Source organism: Bradyrhizobium sp. AZCC 1721 (assembly GCF_036924715.1).
Lineage (GTDB): Bacteria > Pseudomonadota > Alphaproteobacteria > Rhizobiales > Xanthobacteraceae > Bradyrhizobium.
In genome coordinates this window covers 3,291,261-3,309,173 of record NZ_JAZHSB010000001.1, presented here as the reverse complement: position 1 = coordinate 3,309,173, position 17,913 = coordinate 3,291,261, and the positions used below count along the sequence as shown (strand labels likewise).

At 63.0% G+C, this 17,913-nt stretch carries 16 protein-coding genes and 1 pseudogene; 8 read left to right on the top strand and 9 right to left on the bottom strand.

What is annotated here, in order from left to right:
- The first annotated feature begins 74 nt into the window (after positions 1-74).
- A complete protein-coding gene (locus V1273_RS15650; RefSeq protein ID WP_334410152.1) occupies positions 75-1,031 on the top strand; it encodes a LysR family transcriptional regulator in 957 nt (318 codons plus the stop codon).
- 41 nt (positions 1,032-1,072) lie between these two features.
- Here the strand turns inward: V1273_RS15650 and V1273_RS15645 are convergent, their stop codons facing one another.
- The 6 genes from V1273_RS15645 to ndk form a co-directional block, all read right to left on the bottom strand.
- Positions 1,073-1,489 carry a GFA family protein gene (locus tag V1273_RS15645; protein WP_334368497.1) on the bottom strand — a complete coding sequence of 139 codons (417 nt, stop codon included), beginning with the start codon at positions 1,487-1,489 and terminating at the stop codon, positions 1,073-1,075.
- A gap of 35 nt (positions 1,490-1,524) precedes the next feature.
- On the bottom strand, positions 1,525-1,989 hold the full coding sequence (locus tag V1273_RS15640) for an SRPBCC family protein (protein WP_334410150.1): 465 nt from the start codon (positions 1,987-1,989) through the stop codon (positions 1,525-1,527).
- A gap of 2 nt (positions 1,990-1,991) precedes the next feature.
- Positions 1,992-2,306, bottom strand: a complete 315-nt coding sequence (locus V1273_RS15635; RefSeq protein WP_028346460.1) for an ArsR/SmtB family transcription factor — start codon at positions 2,304-2,306, stop codon at positions 1,992-1,994.
- A 116-nt stretch (positions 2,307-2,422) separates the two neighbouring features.
- Positions 2,423-4,771, bottom strand: a complete 2,349-nt coding sequence (locus V1273_RS15630) for a xanthine dehydrogenase family protein molybdopterin-binding subunit (protein ID WP_334410149.1) — start codon at positions 4,769-4,771, stop codon at positions 2,423-2,425.
- 272 nt (positions 4,772-5,043) lie between these two features.
- On the bottom strand, positions 5,044-5,880 hold the full coding sequence (locus V1273_RS15625; RefSeq protein WP_334410148.1) for a TerC family protein: 837 nt from the start codon (positions 5,878-5,880) through the stop codon (positions 5,044-5,046).
- Between the two features lie 63 nt (positions 5,881-5,943).
- Positions 5,944-6,366: a nucleoside-diphosphate kinase gene (gene ndk, locus V1273_RS15620; protein ID WP_334410147.1), complete on the bottom strand. Its 423-nt coding sequence runs from the start codon at positions 6,364-6,366 to the stop codon at positions 5,944-5,946.
- A 328-nt stretch (positions 6,367-6,694) separates the two neighbouring features.
- Between ndk and V1273_RS15615 the strand changes: the two genes are divergently transcribed.
- From V1273_RS15615 to V1273_RS15600, 4 genes and pseudogenes are all read left to right on the top strand, one after another.
- Entirely contained in the window at positions 6,695-6,970 is a 276-nt protein-coding gene (locus tag V1273_RS15615; RefSeq protein ID WP_334368489.1) for a sulfur globule protein precursor, read from the top strand.
- Between the two features lie 212 nt (positions 6,971-7,182).
- Positions 7,183-7,356, top strand: coding sequence for a hypothetical protein (locus V1273_RS15610; protein ID WP_334368488.1), 174 nt, complete (start codon positions 7,183-7,185; stop codon positions 7,354-7,356).
- Between the two features lie 69 nt (positions 7,357-7,425).
- Positions 7,426-9,289 (top strand): annotated as a pseudogene (locus V1273_RS15605) (ABC-F family ATP-binding cassette domain-containing protein).
- An 82-nt stretch (positions 9,290-9,371) separates the two neighbouring features.
- Positions 9,372-9,983 (top strand): hypothetical protein, encoded by a 612-nt coding sequence (locus V1273_RS15600; RefSeq protein ID WP_334410146.1) that lies wholly within the window; start codon positions 9,372-9,374, stop codon positions 9,981-9,983.
- 186 nt (positions 9,984-10,169) lie between these two features.
- Here the strand turns inward: V1273_RS15600 and V1273_RS15595 are convergent, their stop codons facing one another.
- The 3 genes from V1273_RS15595 to V1273_RS15585 form a co-directional block, all read right to left on the bottom strand.
- Positions 10,170-10,709 carry a hypothetical protein gene (locus V1273_RS15595; RefSeq protein WP_334410145.1) on the bottom strand — a complete coding sequence of 180 codons (540 nt, stop codon included), beginning with the start codon at positions 10,707-10,709 and terminating at the stop codon, positions 10,170-10,172.
- A gap of 123 nt (positions 10,710-10,832) precedes the next feature.
- Positions 10,833-11,285, bottom strand: a complete 453-nt coding sequence (locus V1273_RS15590; RefSeq protein WP_334382452.1) for a DNA polymerase III subunit chi — start codon at positions 11,283-11,285, stop codon at positions 10,833-10,835.
- A 14-nt stretch (positions 11,286-11,299) separates the two neighbouring features.
- Positions 11,300-12,802 (bottom strand): leucyl aminopeptidase, encoded by a 1,503-nt coding sequence (locus V1273_RS15585; RefSeq protein ID WP_334410144.1) that lies wholly within the window; start codon positions 12,800-12,802, stop codon positions 11,300-11,302.
- 349 nt (positions 12,803-13,151) lie between these two features.
- Between V1273_RS15585 and lptF the strand changes: the two genes are divergently transcribed.
- The 3 genes from lptF to V1273_RS15570 all read left to right on the top strand — a co-directional run bounded on the left by lptF (position 13,152) and on the right by V1273_RS15570 (position 17,910).
- The gene (gene lptF, locus V1273_RS15580; RefSeq protein ID WP_334382454.1) at positions 13,152-14,321 is read left to right on the top strand and encodes an LPS export ABC transporter permease LptF; all 1,170 of its coding nucleotides are present in this window, start codon (positions 13,152-13,154) and stop codon (positions 14,319-14,321) included.
- On the top strand, positions 14,318-15,415 hold the full coding sequence (lptG, locus tag V1273_RS15575; RefSeq protein ID WP_334368483.1) for an LPS export ABC transporter permease LptG: 1,098 nt from the start codon (positions 14,318-14,320) through the stop codon (positions 15,413-15,415). Before lptF ends, lptG begins: the two co-directional genes overlap by 4 nt.
- A gap of 98 nt (positions 15,416-15,513) precedes the next feature.
- A complete protein-coding gene (locus V1273_RS15570; RefSeq protein WP_334412216.1) occupies positions 15,514-17,910 on the top strand; it encodes an LPS-assembly protein LptD in 2,397 nt (798 codons plus the stop codon).
- The last annotated feature ends 3 nt before the right edge of the window (positions 17,911-17,913 follow it).

The following is a 17,913-nucleotide window of genomic DNA, read 5'->3' as shown; positions in this document are numbered from 1 at the left end:
GTGCGCCTCGGTATCTGACAAATATAATATGAAGATCATTATGTTCTAATAATTCGATGGCAGGGAGCGGTTCTATGGCGCTCGGATTGCGGCAGCTTCGCTATTTCATCGCCATCGCCGACGCCGGCGTGCTGTCGCGGGCCGCGGAGGCGCTCAACGTCGCCCAGTCGGCACTGAGCCATCACGTCGCCGCACTCGAAACCGATCTGGGCGTCAAGCTGCTGGAGCGCAGGCCGCGCGGGATCGCGCTGACCGCGGCCGGCCGGCGGCTTTACGAGCACGCCAGCGCCGTGCTGTCGGCGCTCTGCAAGGCAGAAGAGGATGTGCGAACTTTCAATGAGGCCGCGACCGGTCCGGTTTGTCTCGGCCTCAGCCATACCGCAATCTCCATGGTCGCGCTCGACGTCATGAAGGCGGTGCGAACAAATTTCCCAGGCGTACACCTGACGGTCGTCGAGGCGCTGTCGCCGGCGCTGATCGAGCGCGTCTTCTCAGGGACAGTCGATCTCGCGCTCGCCTATAATCCGCCCCGGGATGCCCGCCTGGACGTCGAATGGCTGCAGGACGAAGATCTCTATCTCGTCGGGCATCCGGGTCTGATCGGCAAATCTTCCAGTCCGATCGCCTTCTCCGCCATCCCGCAACGAAGCGTGGTTGGACTGACGCCGATGCCGGCTTCGCGGGCCATCATCCAGACCCAGGTTCTGCGCAATCAGATCACGCCGAGCGAAACGCTCGAAGTCGATTCGTTGTCGGCATTGCGAATGGCGCTCGAGGCTGGTTTAGGATGCGCGATCCTCTCCCGCGCAACCGTTCTCGCCGACTTGGCGGCGGAGAAATATCACGCACGCCGCATCATCGATCCGCCGCTGACGCGCTCGTGCGCTTTGGTTTCGCTCGCGGACCGTCCGCAAACAAAAGCCTTTCTCGAGGTACGCAAGACAATGGTCGAGGTGGTCCGCTCAGCGGTCAGCGCAGGGCGATGGCCGGCGAAGGGAAACGGCCGACGGAGCAAGCGCGCCGCGAACTAGGTTCAGGACACTCTGCAACACGAGTGCTTCCCCTCGCGAAATTATCCGGGCGGCATCCGCTCGAATTTCTGCAACGAAGGATCCATCGTGTCCCACGCATGGCCGCGGATGCCGTACGTGATCAGTTGTGGATTGAACCGGCTTGGGTCGTCCAGGCTGGTCGCGTGGACCGCTATCGGTTCCGGGTTGGCGACGAATGTCAGATAGACCGGCGTTCCACAGGTCGGGCAGAAGGCGTGGACCTTTTCATTCCCGTTGTCGTCCGCCACCCGCCATTCTTTCGCTTCGCCGGTAATTGCCACATCGGCTCGCCGGGGAAAGACGAGGTAGGATCCATGCCCCGTGCCGCTTCGTTTCTGGCAATCGCGGCATTGGCAGTGGCTCTCGACGAGAGGTTCGCTGCTCGTCTCAAAACGGATCGCGCCGCAGGCACACCCGCCGATAAAGGGCTTGGTCATGGTCATTCTCCTGCTTCTGATTGACCGGCAAGAGATCAGGCCGATTTCGGCTTGGCGAAGACGTCGAGGCCGTGGCCGGTTTCCAGCAAGGATTTCAGGCTGGCGAGCACGACCGGCCAACCTTTCTTGATGCCGTTCGCCATCCCGCTGCCGGCTACGAGTTCGTCATGTGTGACCGTCAGCCGGACCATGTCCTCGTATTCCTCGGTCTCGAACGTCACCCGGCTGTAGGCGGAAGGATCGGAGGCCTGCGACGCATTCGCCCAGGTGATGACAAGACGGGTTGGTGGCGAGACCTCGACGACCTTGCCGACCAGTTCGACGCTCCGTTGATCATTGGCGCGGACGTGCTCCCATTTCGATCCGGGATTCCAGTCAGAGACGTTTTCGTGGCCCCAGTATCGCCTTGCGATCTCCGGCTTTGTGATGGCCTCGAACACCTTCTCCGGCGTCGAGCGAACATAGGTCACGTAGACAAAGCTGGTCGTCTCTTTGGTCATCGTCATTCTCCTTCGAGTTCTTTCTTCAGATCGTGCAGCAGGCTGAGCCGCTGTCGTTCGAATTTCCGCACCCACCGCTCGTAGACCTCATGAAGCGGCACCGGGTTGATGAAGTGCAGCTTCTCCCGGCCGCGCCTGACCGTGCTCACCAGATTGGCCGCCTCCAGGATTTCGAGGTGCTGCGTGGCGGATTGCCGGGCCATGTCCAAGTTTTCGCAAAGCTGCCCAAGCGTCTGCCCGTTCTTCTCACAGAGAAGATCAAGCAGCTTTCTGCGTGTCGGGTCGCCCAGCGCTTTGAAAACCTTGTCGGCCTGCATGGTCTCACTCTATGAAGAACATAATATGCAGGTAAATACCTGCATTTCAAGCAACACCCAAGCCCGTCCAGCAAGTCATTCGTCACCTTGCTGTGATTAGGGACGGACGATCAGGACTATTGATCGGCGGACGCGGTGTCAGCGCGCTGACGCGATCGTGCTTCTGCCGCCTGGATCGCGCGCCAGATGCGCGAAGGCGTCGCGGGCATGTCGAGATGGCGTACGCCGAGCGGTGCCAGTGCGCTCATCACGGCGTTCATGATCGTGGCAGGTGCTGCAATGGCGCCGGCCTGACCGCTTCCCTTGACGCCGAGCCGGTTGGCACGGCTTGGAAAATCAAGCGTGAGATCGCCCTCGAACGCGGGAAGATCGCCTGCGCGCGGCAGCGCATAATCCATCAGCGAGCCCGACAGAATCTGTCCTGTCTCCGCATCGAACAGCGCGTGCTCGAACAACGCCTGCCCGATGCCTTGCGCCACGCCGCCATGCACCTGCCCCAGCGTCTGGCGGGGATCGAGCAGGCGGCCGTAATCATCAAAGATGACGTAGCGATCGAGCCTCACCTCGCCGGTCTCGGGGTCGATCTCGACCTCCGCGACATGGCAGCCGTTGGGAAACGTGTAGCGGTCGCACAGATGGGTCGACCTGTGCGCCAGGCCGGGCGCGACATCGTCACCGGCAAGCTGATAGGAAGCTCGCGCCACCTCATCGAGGCTGATCTCCTGCCCGGTCGCGGCCACACGCAACATGCCTGCTTCATACTGAACCGCATCCACGCCGGCCTGCAGCAGGCGCGCGGCAAGCCGCCGCGCATTCTCGATCAAGCCTTCCGCCGCCATCAACAGCGCGGTGCCGCCCTGGTGCATAGAGCGCGCTCCGCCATGGCCGCCGCCACTATCCAGATCGTCCGTATCGCCCTGCCGAAACCGGAAGCGCTCCAGCGGAAGGCCGAGCGCGTCGGCTGCGATCCGGGCGTAGGTGGTCTCGTGGCCCTGGCCGTTGGAATGCGTGCCGACCTTCAGGTCGATCAGGCCGCCCTCACCGAACTGCACTTCCGCCACTTCGTTGGGTTGGCCGCGCGCGGTCTCGAGAAAGCAGGCAAGCCCGAGGCCGCGCAGCCGGCCCAGCTTGCGTGATCTTCTCTGGCGCGCCTTAAAACCCTCCGCGGCAGTGGCGGCGTGATCGATCGCGTGGGCAAAGCTGCCCTGCTCGACCGAAAGTCCCATCGCGCTGCTGTAAGGGAAGCGACGCATGATGTTCTTGCGCCGCAGTTTCAGCGCATCCATCCCGAGCTGATGGGCCGCGATATCAATGCAGCGCTCGATCAGATAATTTGCCTCCGGCTTGCCGGCGCCGCGATAGGCATCGATCGGCGTCGTATTGGTGAACACGCCCTTGGTCTCGAATGCGATCAGCGGAATGTCGTACACGCCGCCCATCGCGCTTGCCATCGCCATGGTCGGCACGGCCGGCGCCACCGTCGAGACATAGGCGCCGAGATTGGCGAACACCCTGGTGTCGAGCGCCAGGAAGCGGCCATCGCGATCGAGCGCCAGGCGGGCCCGAACGATGCTGTCGCGGCCATGCGCGGAGCCGGTAAAATCCTCGCCGCGATCGCCGATCCACGTGACGGGACGGCCGAGGCGGCGCGCCGCCCACAGCACCAGCACCCACTCCGGATAGAGCACGTTCTTCATCCCGAAGCCGCCGCCGACGTCGGGAATGTTGACGCGAAGTTTTTCTCTGCCGATGCGAAAGACTCGGTCGGCGAGCAGGTCGCGGATCGCATGCGCGCCGGCGGCCGAGGCGGTCAGGTGCAGCCGGCCGCTCGCGGCATCGAACCGCCCTATCGCACCGCGTGTCTCCAACGGCGCGGCGACGACGCGGTTGTTGACCAACTCGCATTCCACGACGTGGGCGGCACCGCGGATCGCCGCTTCCACCGGACCGATCTCGCCGCGGTTGAACTGGAACGCGATGTTGCCCACAGCCTCCGGCCAGATCGACGGGGCATCCGGCAGAATCGCCGCTGCGATCGCGACCACCGGCGGCAGCGGCTCATAGTCGACAACGACGGCCTCGGCAGCATCGCGCGCGGCTTCGACGGTTTCCGCAACCACAAACGCGACCGGCTCGCCGACATGGCGCACCACGCCGCGCGCCAGCGCGTGATAGGGCGGCACCACGAGCGGCGTGGTCATCGGGATGCTGGTCACCGCGCACGGCAACGGGCCGATATCGTCGGATGCCAATTCGGCACCTGTGAGCACAGCCACGACGCCGGGCGTCCTGCGCGCCGCCTCGGTGCCGATCGCGGTGATGCGTGCATGCGCGTGCGGCGAGCGAACGACGACGCCATGAAGCGCGTCTGGCGACGCGAGATCGGCGACGTAGCGCCCGCGTCCCTGCACGAAGCGCACGTCTTCAAGGCGATCGAGGCTGCGCCCCAATAACGGTTCGGTCATGTGAAGCTGTATGGAATTAGGCGGCGGCAAAGGCAATCGGAAGCCCTCGTCATCCCGCCCGGCATCGGGCCAGATTCAAAATTATCAATGAAATCAAGGCGGTCCGTCAGGACCATTGCGCAGGGAATGCCGGGCGTTCCGGCGCGACCGCAATGGCGACCGCCTGGTTACGGGCTGCGGGCGCACCGTGCACCCGGCAGCCTTCCGTTCTCATCTGATACAATGACCGTGCCGACCTCGCCATCCATGCCGCGAGATCGCAAGGCCCTTGCCTACGCCGTCGCCGAGTGCTCCGCGCCCTGCAGCTTGCGCTTGCGCCAGACCGCTCCTGCCAGCAGCACCACGGCGATGCCGATGAGTCCAAGGATCACCTCTCCGCCATGACCGCCATTGGCGAAGTGCGGCGCCATGCCGAGCGATTTGAGCATTCCATCGAGGCCGACACCGACCGGACCGTTGAAGAATGCGTGCAGAGACGGTTGCAGCGCCGGGTCGGTCGCCATCACCTCACCCGCGACCCAGCCCAGCAAGCCTGCACCGGCCCACACCAGCGCGGGAAGACGCGTCAGCAACGCCATGATCAGCGCAGCACCCGCGACGATCAAGGGAACGCTGATGGCAAGGCCGATGACGAGCAGCGGGATGCTGCCATTGGCGGCCGCGGCGACCGCGATGACGTTGTCGAGGCTCATGACGATGTCGGCGATCGCAACGATCTGCACCGCTGCCCACAGATGCGCAGCCGCTTCCGTGTCGCTCTCGTCCTCGTGTTCCGGCACCAGGAGCTTTGCCGCGATGAAGAGCAGTGCCAGTCCGCCGACCAGCTTGAGGTACGGCAGCGCCATCAGCGTCACGACGATGCCGGTGAAGATGATGCGCAGCAGCACGGCAACGCCGGCGCCGAGGATCATGCCCCAGAACCGCTGGCGCGGCGGCAGGCCGCGGCAGGCCATCGCGATGACGAGCGCGTTGTCGCCCGACAGCAGGATGTTGATCCACATGATCTTGCCGAGCGCGACCCAGAAGGCGGGTTGCTGCATCTCGGCCTGGAACTGGGTGAAGAATGCCGAGATCGTCGCAGGATCGAAGATTTGCAAGAGCCAGTTCACAGCGTTTCCCCCCAGGCCTCTTCAGCCGTTGCGCGCGGCTATTGCGGCCGCTCTTCCAATCGATTAGCCGACGATTTCGTTACCGGAAAAGAACTGCGCGATCTCGATCGCGGCGGTGTCCGGCGCGTCCGAACCATGCACCGAGTTCTCGCCGATCGACTTCGCGTGGACCTTGCGGATCGTACCTTCCGCCGCCTTCGACGGATCGGTGGCCCCCATGACGTCGCGGTATTTGGCGATAGCGCCCTCGCCTTCCAGCACCTGCACGACGACCGGGCCGGAGGTCATGAAGTCGACCAGCTCGCCGAAGAATGGACGCGCCTTGTGAACGGCATAGAAAGTTTCCGCCTGTTCGCGGGTCATGCGAATGCGCTTCTGGGCGACGATCCGCAGGCCGGCCTTCTCGATCAACGCGTTGACGGCGCCGGTCAGATTGCGCGCGGTCGCGTCCGGCTTGATGATCGAGAAAGTGCGTTCAATCGCCATTGTTTACGTCCTTGCAAAACACGCTGATTTGGAGAGTTGCGGGGGCTTATATCGGCGCCACCTCGCGACGGCAAGCGACCCTGTGACGCGCCTGCCCCCCATTTTGGGCGCCTTTTCGTGCGGCACGTCACCCCGCAGGGGCAAAGATTACCGCAATTTCAGGGAGGTGAACCCACTCTGTAACCTGCGTCACGCCGCCATTCAGCTTCGCAGCCGTAAACTTTCCGACGATCGGACACCGGGTGCGCATCCGCGAGGCCCGGGGCGTCACGGGAGGCGATCTCACCGATGGCGCGCATTTTCGCGCCTGAACCTTGAGGAGACGATCATGTTACGTAAACTCTCGCTCGTTGCAGTGGCCGCGGCTTCGCTGGGCGCGGCTGCGCTGGCGCCGACATCGGCTTCGGCCCACGGCTGGCGTCACGGCTGGCACCATCATCATCACCATCACGGCTGGCATCATCGCCATCACGGCTGGGGCTGGGGCCCGCGCGTCGTCATCGGCGGCCCGGCCTATTTCGGTGGCTATGGCGGCTGTTACGTGCGGCGTCTGGTTCCGACCCCCTGGGGCCCGCGCTGGCGGCTGGTGAACCGCTGCTACTGAGCTGATTTGAGCTTCTCCCTGACTGACGCCCCGGCCGCCCGCCGGGGCTTTTTTTGTGCGGAAGCGAACAGCGCGATTCGACCACTTGCACGCGAACGCATGGGGCTCTGCACGGGAAACAAATTTCGCGGTTGTGACTTGATCCTTCATCATTGTTTCACTCAAGCCTTGCGAACCCGCGAGGTGGAACTCGCGAAGAAGAGACACCGCCGATGGATGGCCGAATCATCAGAGATTTCGAACAACTCGATCACAAGACCTGCGTATCGATCTGCGACGCCATCGGCGAACGGCTTCAGCAAAATTTGCGCCCCGAAACTGAACTGCCACCGCGTCTACGAGAACTCGTCGACGAGTTGCGCCGCCGCGACAACGAGTTGCATTGAGGACCGCTGGGTAGCTGATTTTACCGATAAATGAGTTGCGTTTGGCACCGGCTCCGGTGACAACGCCGCATGCTTTCCATCACAGACATTTCGATCCGGATTGCCGGGCGGCTCCTGATCGACGACAGCACGGTGCAGATCGTGCCGGGTGCTCGCGTCGGCTTCGTCGGCCGCAACGGCGTCGGCAAATCGACGCTGTTTCACGCGATCCGGGGTGACCTGCCGACGGAATCCGGCGGCATTACGCTACCGCCGCGCTGGCGCGTCGGCAGCCTGGCGCAGGAGGCGCCGGACGGCCCGGAGAGTCTCATCAATGTCGTACTGAAGGCCGATCTGGAGCGTGATGCGCTGCTCCGTGAGGCCGAAACCGCCACCGATCCGCATCGCATCGCCGAAATCCAGACCCGGCTGGTCGACATCGACGCGCACTCCGCGCCGGCGCGCGCCGCGGCAATCCTGAGCGGCCTCGGATTTTCCGCCGCGGACCAGGCGCGGCCGTGCTCGGAATTCTCCGGGGGCTGGCGCATGCGGGTGGCGCTGGCGGCAACGCTGTTTTCGGCGCCGGATTTGCTGCTGCTGGACGAGCCGACCAACTATCTCGACCTCGAAGGCACGCTGTGGCTGGAAGACCATCTTGCGAACTATCCACGCACCGTCATCGTCATCAGCCACGACCGTGACCTGCTCGACACCTCGGTCGACCAGATCCTGCACCTCGATCGCGGCAAGCTGACCCTCTACAAGGGGACCTATTCCTCCTTCGAAGAACAGCGCGCCATGCGCGAGATGCTGGACGCCAAGCACGCCAAGCGCCAGGCCGACGAGCGCAAGCGGCTGCAGGCCTTCGTCGATCGCTTCAAGGCAAAAGCCTCGAAAGCCCGACAGGCGCAATCCCGCGTCAAGATGCTGGAACGAATGAAGCCGGTTACCGCGCTGGTGACCCAGGATGTGCGTGAAATCACGTTCCCGACGCCGGAGAAGATGCTGTCGCCGCCGATCATCGCCGTCGACGACGTCTCGGTCGGCTACGACCCGAAAAAGCCGGTGCTCAACCGCGTCACGCTGCGCGTCGACACCGACGACCGTATCGCCCTGCTCGGCTCCAACGGCAACGGCAAGTCGACGCTGGTCAAGCTTTTGGCAGGCAAGCTCCAACCCTTCTCCGGCCGGATCACACGGGCGGAAAAGCTCTCGGTGGGCTATTTCGCGCAGCATCAGGTCGACGAGCTCAATCTCGATGCCTCGCCCTACGATCACGTCCGCAGGCTGATGCCCGATGCGCCGGAAACCAAGGTGCGCGGGCGCACCGGCGCGATCGGATTTTCCGGCAAAGCCGGCGATACCCTGGTCAAGAGCCTGTCGGGCGGCGAGAAAGCGCGGCTGCTGCTCGGGCTCGCCACTTTCTTCGGCCCGAACATGATCATCCTCGACGAGCCGACCAACCACCTCGACATCGACAGCCGCGCGGCACTGGCGGAGGCGATCAACGATTTCCCCGGCGCCGTCATCATGGTCTCGCACGACCGCTATTTGATCGAAGCCTGCGCCGATCAATTGTGGGTCGTCGCCGACAAGACGGTAACGACCTACGACGGCGACCTCGACGATTACAGGCGAATGGTGTTGTCGATCGGGGATAAGCGCGAGCGCAGCAGCGAGCGTGTCAAGGAAAGCGTGAAGCCCGAGCGCGCCAGGAGCGAAAGGCGATCACCGCTGAAGCAGCGGATCGTCGAAGCCGAGGCCGAAATCGAGCGCATCAGCGGCATCATCGCCAAGATCGACACTGCGCTTGCCTTGCCGGATCTGTTCACGCCGCGATCCCAAGCAGGCCGCCCAGCTCAGCAAGGCGCGCGCCGGTGCCGAAAGCGCGCTGCGGCGGGCCGAGGAAGATTGGCTGGAAGCCAGTTCGGAATTTGACCAAGCGGCGGGCTAGACGATGGCCATCGCCCGCCCTGGGTTTAGAGTGCGGCGATAGTGTAGGTTAGCGGCGCGTCTCAAGGCCGTGACGCCCCTGGGTGACGGATTTTGGCCTGCCGGGCATCGTGCGCGATGAAGTGGAACCGGAGATGGACAACGCGAAGAGTCGACTTATTTTCGCTCTGGTGCAAGGAGCCCTCTCGGAGGACTCATTCATCGCGCAGTTCGGCGTCAATCCGCGAACCACGCCCGACATCGTTCGTATCGAGCTCGAGCAGGCTTTCTCAGAAAGATCGGCGGAGAGCGTGGAATGTGCATTGGTCCTTGGATTCCGTTTTGGTCTCTCGCGAAAATGGGCTCCTCTCCTTTGCAGACTGATGGAGGAAGATTGGCACCACAGTCATGAAGATATCGCCGAAGCGCTCCAAGATATCCGGGTGCCGTCCACTGTCGACTGTCTGTACCGGTCGGCACTGCGCAAGCATGACTATCTCGCTTACAACGACAGCGAGGCCTTGGCAGGCAAGTGCATCTGGGCGCTGCACGATATTGGAACATCCGAGGCAGTCGAGAAGTTGCTGTCGCAATCTGCCTCAGCGCTCATTCGCGAGAGGGCTCTCGAGCGATTATCGGCGCTTGCGACGAGGCGCCCCGGCGATCCGGAGCCAGCATATCGCCGCGCCAGAGATGCTGGGGTACGATCTGATTGAGATTAGGAGTTCACGGCGCAATCAGCAGGGCAGAGAAGAAGCGGATATCCTATCTCCACGCACAACTGCGCCATGTCCGCCTTGGGGTCATTCGCGATCGAGGCGAACCAATGGCAAGTCCGGCCCGTCCGCTATGCCGCCGAAAGCGGAAGTAAGTTAACGCGAGGCGCGCGAGGCGCGCAGAGCCTACGTCGCCGCCGGCTTCTTCTTCGGCTTTGCGCCCTTGGCCGGCGCCACTGCCTCCGGTGCACGCTCGATCGACGTCAGACGTCCGGCCGTGAAGGTGTAGATGCCGGCCCGCTGGCCGCGCGAATAGTTGACGACCGCCACGCGGTCGCCGCGCGGGTTATTGGAAAGGCTGACATTGTCGGGGGCACCGATGCCGCGCACGACGTCGCATTCGGTATGGCCGAGCGCCACCGTTCCCGTCGTCGATGGAGGCGGGTTACCTGCAGCGCCATTCGCCAGCGCATTGGCGTCGGTGCCTGGCCCCGCCATGCCGGGACAAGCGCCGTCGGCACTGACGAGTTCATCCGGCGTGACCGCTTTGGTCGGGGTGAGCGGCGGCGTCTCGATCGAGACGTTGCGAATGAACACGCGTCCGGAGCGCTGAAACCAGTCCGCATCCTTCGACAGCAGGTCCGCCCCACCCGCGCAGCCCGCCAGCGCAGGCCCGAGCAGCAACAACGTCAGCAGTGGCTTTCGATCGATTGTTCCGCGTCGCACGCTAAACCCCAGGCCCCCACCCTTACTGTAACCATTTGTCCGACCATCACTTTGCGGCACGACCATGGCTGCCCGCAAGGTCCGGCGCAGAAACCGCTGATTATCATTAATTCCTGTGGATCGCTATTGCCGCCGCTGCCACCGGCCCCGCTCGTCGGCCTGCCAGTAGGTCACCTCGAATCCCCGCGTCTTGCAATCGGCCCAGGCCCCGCGCGCGGCCGTCAGCGCGTCGGCATCGTCACCGTTGAAGATCAGCACCACCCGCTCGTATTTATCGCAGTCGGCCGGCAACGCCGCGTTGTCGATCAGGAACCTGACATTGGCCCCATTCGGATTGCTCTCCTCGATCGAGAGAATGATGGGCTGATCCTGGGCATCGCCGGCGCGCCATGTGGCATGCGGCAGGAACGAATCGTCGCTGTAGGTCCACAAATGCGCATCGAGCGCCTCGGTGCGCTCCGGCGAAGTCGATTGCACGACCACGCGCCAGCCGCGCTCGAGCGATTTTTCCAACAGCGGCGGCAATACGCTTTCGAGCGACATGGCCTGCAAATGGTAGAACAGGACTTCCGTCATCGCCTGCAACCGAACTATTTCGTGGCTTCGTAATATTCCGCGATCAGCCGGTCCAGCAGGCGCACGCCGTAGCCGGATCCCCAACTGTGGTTGATGTCGGTTTTCGGCGCGCCCATCGCGGTTCCCGCAACGTCGAGATGCGCCCACGGCGTGTTGTCGACGAATCGCTGCAGGAACTGTGCGGCGGTGATCGAGCCGCCGTGGCGTCCGCCGGTATTCTTCATGTCGGCAAACTGCGAATCGATCAGCTTGTCGTATTCAGGACCGAGCGGCATGCGCCAGACGCGCTCGCCGGTTTCATTTCCGATCTTGCTCAGCCGTTCCGCCAACTCGTCATTGTTGGAGAACATGCCGGAATACTCGGTTCCGAGCGCGACCATGATCGCGCCGGTGAGCGTTGCGAGATCGACCATGAATTTGGGTTTGAACTTCTTCGCCACGTGCCAGAGCACGTCGGCCAGCACGAGTCGGCCTTCGGCATCAGTGTTGATGATTTCGATGGTCTGCCCCGACATCGAGGTGACGATATCGCCGGGACGCTGGGCGTTGCCGTCGGGCATGTTCTCGACCAGGCCGATGGCGCCGACCGCGTTGACCTTCGCTTTGCGCGCCGCGAGCGCATGCATCAGCCCGACCACGCAGGCCGCGCCTCCCATGTCGCCCTTCATGTCCTCCATGCTGGCGGCGCCCTTGATAGAGATGCCGCCGGTATCGAAGCAGACGCCCTTGCCGACGAAAGCAACGGGCTGATCGCCCTTCTTGCCGCCGTTCCAGCGCATGATCACGGTGCGGCCGGGCTGGGTCGAGCCCTGTGCGACGCCGAGCAAGGCGCCCATGCCGAGCTTCTTCATCGCCTTGACGTCGAGCACCTCGACATCGACACCAAGCTTCTTGAGCTGGCTCGCGCGGCGCGCGAATTCCACGGGGTAGAGTACGTTCGGCGGCTCGTTGACGAGTTCGCGCGCAATGATCACGCCGTCGACGACATGGGACGCGGGCGCAAGCGCCTTTCGCGCGGCAGCGACATCGTCAACGGCAATCGAAACGTCGGCGCGCAGCGCGCCATTCTCGCCGTCCTTCTTCTTGGTTTTGTAACGGTCGAACTTATACGCGCGCAGCCGGATGCCCGACGCGATCGCGGCGACCGAATCGGGCTGCATCGCGCCCTCAGGCAGTTCGGCGATCACGGTGACCGCTGTGCTGGCGGAGTTGAGCTTGCCCGCCGTCACCCCGCCGAACTTGAGAAAATCCTTCTCCTTGATATCGGCGGCCTTGCCGACACCAACGACGATCAGGCGCTCTGCCTTGATTCCATCCGGCGCCGGAATGTCGAGCGTCGATCCGCTCTTGCCCTTGAACTGATTGGCCGCCGCCGCCCGCTTGACCGTATCGGCTGCCTTCCCCAGCGCCTTCCGGGTCGCCTCGCCGAACTTCAATGCCTCATCGCAAAACACCACGAGAACCGCGCGGGGGGGCGCGGAAAAAGCGACAAAGCCGACCTTGACGGCGTCGGACATAGGTAAATCCTCCAAAATTCAGGGCTGCCTTGCGCGGCCGGAATCGGTCCGCATTATGGAATGTTCTCTTCGGTGACGGCCCAAATCGTTCAGGACCTGATGTTTTCGGCACTATGGCCTGTCTGCCGCGCCACTGCCAAGCGCCACAGTGGCTGGAACGCCACATGAGATGAATTCTTAGCCGTATCGAGGGGACGCCACGGCCCGGCCATTTTGTTGACGGATCAAAGGGATGGTAGTGAGAATGTAGACGGCTGACGACTGGCGGCCCGACCAATGGGGAACCCTCAAACAGGGATTGGTCGGAGGCTGCCCTTTGGGCGTGCAAGGGTGGGATCGTGCGGTAACGATGGGGTCGATCGACAGGTACATTTTCCGCACGACGCTCGCGTCGTTTGCGCTGGTCCTGGTCAGCCTCACCGGCGTGATCTGGATTACGCAGGCGTTGCGCGGCATCGACCTGATGACCAGCCAGGGCCAGACCATCATCACCTTTCTCGGCATCACCAGCCTGGTGATCCCGGCGCTGGTTTTGATCATCGCTCCGATCGCGTTGATGATCGCGATCTCCCACACGCTGAACAAGCTCGCCACCGATTCTGAAATCATCGTGATGAACGCCGCCGGCTTCTCGCCTTTCCGGCTGTTCCGCCCATTTTTCTATGCCACCTGCGTGGTGGCGGCGATGGTTGCCTTCATCGGCTCCTACCTCGCGCCCGACGGCATGCGCCGGATCAAGCAATGGGATGCCGAAATCACGGCCGACGTGCTGACGAATATCCTGCAGCCCGGCCGCTTCGCCCAGCTCGACCAGAACCTGACGATTCGGATCCGCGAGCGCCAGCCGGGCGGCGTGCTCGCCGGCATTTTCGTCGACGACCGCCGTGATCCCAAGGAGCGTGTCACCATCATCGCCGACCACGGCACGGTGCTGAAGAACGAGAACGGCTCCTATCTGGTGCTCGAAGACGGCAATCTCGAACGTTTCGAGACGGGAAAGCGCGATCCGGCCTTTGTGGCGTTCGTTCGTTACGCTTTCGACATGTCGAAATTCTCTAATCGCGGCCGCGACGTCGCACTTGGGATTCGCGAACGCTATCTCTGGGAGCTGATCTCGCCCTCGGAGAACGATCCGGTTTTCAAGCAATTGTCCGGACAGTTTCACGCCGAGCTGCATGACCGTTTCCTGGCGCCGGTCTATCCCTTCGCCTTCGCAGTGCTGACCTTTGCGTTCCTCGGCACGCCGCGCACCACGCGCCAGAGCCGCAATTTTTCGATCGGCGGCTCCATCGTGGCGGTGTTTGGCCTGCGCATGGCGGGATTCGCCTGCTCGGTAATGACGGTGAAGACGCCAAGCATGGCTCTCGTGCAGTATTCGATGCTGTTCGGCGCGATCGGCGTCGGGCTGTGGATGATCATCGGCGGCATCGTGGTGGAGCCGCCGGCCGCGCTGATGGAGGCCATCAACAGGTCGAACGCACGCCTCGCTCGGCTCTTTGGACGGCCCGCCACCGCATGAGCATGATGACCAACACGCTCGGGCGATATTTTGCCGGCCGCTTCCTGATCTCTGCGGTGGGCGTGTTCGCGAGCATTTTCGTGCTGCTCGTGCTGGTCGATTACATCGAAATGGTCCGCAAGACCTCCGGGCTGGTATCGGCATCGGCGATCACGGTGGCGCAGACGTCGTTGTACCGGGTGCCGCAACTGCTCGAAAAGCTGATGCCGTTCTGCGTCCTGATCGGCGCGATGACCTGCTATCTCGCGCTGTCGCGGCGGTTGGAGCTGGTGGTGGCGCGTGCGGCCGGCGTATCCGCCTGGCAGTTCATTTCGCCGGCGCTGGCAAGCTCGATCATTCTCGGCACCCTGGCGACGGTTGCCTACAACCCGATGTCGGCGAACCTGCGCGAACTGTCCAAGCGGATGGAGGCCGAACTGTTCGGCTCGGCGCCCGGCGGCGGCATTCAGGATGCATCCGGCTTCTGGCTCAACCAGATCAACAACGACGGCCAGTCGATCATCAATGCGGCCCGCAGCGAGCAGCAGGGTGTCCGGCTGACGGGGCTGACCGTGTTCCGATTCGATACCGATCTCCAGTTCAAGGAACGAATCGAAGCGCGCGAAGCCTCCCTCGAAGAGGGCCGCTGGGCCTTCAAATCGGTACGCCGATACTCCCTGGATAAACCTCCGGTTGATCAGGAGAGCTATTACCTCTCAACCACCCTGACACCGGCCCAGGTTCGCAACAGTTTCTCCACCCCCGAAACCGTGTCTTTTTGGCAACTGCCCGGCTATATCCGCTCTTCCGAAAGCTCCGGCTTCGCGACTGCAGGCTACCGTCTGCAGTACCATAAGCTCATCGCACAGCCATTTTTGCTGGCTGCAATGGTGATGTTGGCGGCTTCCGTCAGCCTTCGCTTCTTCCGGATGGGCGGCGTGCAAAAGATGGTTTTAAGTGGCGTGGGCGCAGGGTTTCTGCTCTACGTTCTATCGAAAGTTACTGAGGATTTGAGCAAGGCTGAGTTGATGCATCCCATCGCTGCGGCGTGGTTGCCTGTCTGTGTGGGCGGCCTCACCGGCTTCTTAGCCTTGCTGTACCAGGAGGACGGGTAGTGGCCGTTGTCGCCGCCCGCCAGTTGAGGTCGCCTGCGTTCAGGCGGCGCACCACCGTGCGCCGCTATCGAGCCCGCTTGGCCGCCGTTGGCGTACCTATGTTTGCCTTGCTCGCCGGACTGGTTTTCGGCGGCACGATCGAGTTTGCCCTGACGGCTCCCGCCGCGGCGCAAACCTTCACTTACAATCCGCGTCCACCCAAGCCGCCGCCGCGCCCTGTCAACAACGACGGCAAGATGCTCGTGCAAGCCGTCGAGGTGGATTACGACTACAACAACCAGCGCGTGTCGGCGGTCGGCAACGTGCAGATGTTCTACAACGGCACCAGCGTGGAGGCCGACAAGGTCATCTACGACCAGAAGACCAAGCGGCTGCATGCAGAAGGCAACATCCGCCTGACGGATGCGGAAGGCAAAGTCACCTACGCCAACATCATGGATCTGAGCGACGACTACCGTGACGGTTTCGTCGATTCGCTGCGCGTCGATACGGCTGACGATACACGCATGGCGGCGACGCGCGCCGACCGTTCTGCCGGCAATTACACGGTGTTCGAAAACGGCGTCTATACCGCCTGCGCGCCGTGCAAGGACAATCCGAAGAAGCCGCCGCTATGGCAGGTCAAGGGTGCGCGCATCATCCACGACCAGACCGACAAGATGCTGTACTTCGAGAACGCGCAGCTCGAATTCTTCGGCGTGCCGATGGCGTATCTGCCGTATTTTTCGACGCCCGATCCGACCGTCAAGCGCAAGACGGGCTTCCTGATGCCCGCCTACAGCTCAAACTCGACCTATGGCTACGCGGTGGAGACCCCGTTCTACTGGGCGATTGCGCCGGACTATGACGCGACGTTCAATCCGCGCTTCACGACGCGGCAAGGCGTGCTGTTCCAGGGTGAATTCCGCCAGCGGCTGATCAACGGCTCGTACCAGATCCGCGGCTACGGCATCAATCAGCTCGATCCCGGCGCGTTCGCCGGTCAGCCCGGAGATCGCGACTTCCGCGGCGGCGTCGACACCAAGGGCCAGTTCGCCATCAACGACAAATGGGTCTGGGGTTGGGACGGCGTCCTGCTATCGGACTACTTCTTCTTCTCGGATTACCGGCTGGCCCAATACAGGGATCCGCTGGGCTCGTTCCTGACCCTGCCGACAGAAGCGATTTCGCAGCTCTATCTGACCGGTGTCGGCAATCGCAGCTTCTTCGATGCGCGCACGATCCATTACCTCTCCTTCTCCGGCAACCAGGACAAGGTGCCGGTGATCCATCCGGTCATCGACTATTCCAACGTGATCAACCACCCGATCCTTGGCGGTGAGGTTAGCTACAAGACGAACTTCACCAGCCTGTCGCGCACGACCGCGGCGTTTGACCCGATCACGACGCTGGCCAACACCAACGGCTTGTGCCTTACCGCATCGGCCGATCCGCTGGCCCGGATTCCCTCGCAGTGCCTGCTGCGCGGCATGCCCGGCACCTACACGCGGCTGACGGCCGAAGCGCAGTGGCGGCGCTCGTACACCGATCCGATCGGTCAGATCTGGACGCCGTTTGCGATCATGCGCGCCGATGCCATCGACGCCTCGATCTCGAACCAGCCGGGCGTTTCGAACTTCCTGCCCGTCGGCGACACGCAGGCGGTCCGCCTGATGCCGACGGTCGGCCTCGAATATCGCTACCCCTTCATCAACGTTCAGCCCTGGGGCACCACCACGATCGAGCCGATTGCGCAGATCATCGCGCGTCCGAACGAGACCTTCGCCGGCCGGCTGCCGAACGAAGACGCGCAGAGCATGGTGTTCGACGCCAGCAACCTGTTCGCGATCGACAAGTTCTCCGGCTACGACCGCGTCGAGGGCGGCGGCCGCGCCAATGTCGGCGTGCAGGCGACCACGCAGTTCGATCGCGGCGGCAGCGTCAATGTGCTGTTCGGCCAATCCTACCAGTTGTTCGGCCTGAACTCGTTTGCGGTGGCGGACCCGACCAATACCGGCCTCGAATCCGGCTTGCAGAACACCCGCTCCGACTACGTCGCCCGCGTCAACTATTCGCCGAACCGGACCTATACGTTCAGCGTGCGCTCGCGCATGGATGAAGCGACGATGAACGTCAATCGCTTCGAAGCCGAAGGACGTGCCTCGTTCGACCGCTGGTCGGTCAGCATGATGTACGGCAACTATGCCGCCCAGCCGGAACTCGGCTACCTGACCCGGCGCGAAGGCCTGCTCGGCAGCGCATCCATCAAGGTGGCGTCGAACTGGGTCGTTTCGGGAGCCGCTCGCTGGGATCTTGAAGCCAACAAGCTGAACCAGTACATCATCGGCGCCGGCTATGTGGACGATTGCTTCGTGCTGGCCGCTAACTACGTCACGTCCTATACCTACTCCGCCGGGACGACGCCGCCGGTGCTCAATCACGCTTTCATGGTGCAGATCGGCCTACGGACCATTGCGAATTCGTCCTCGTCGTCCGGCACCAGCGGCCTTCAGTAGCGT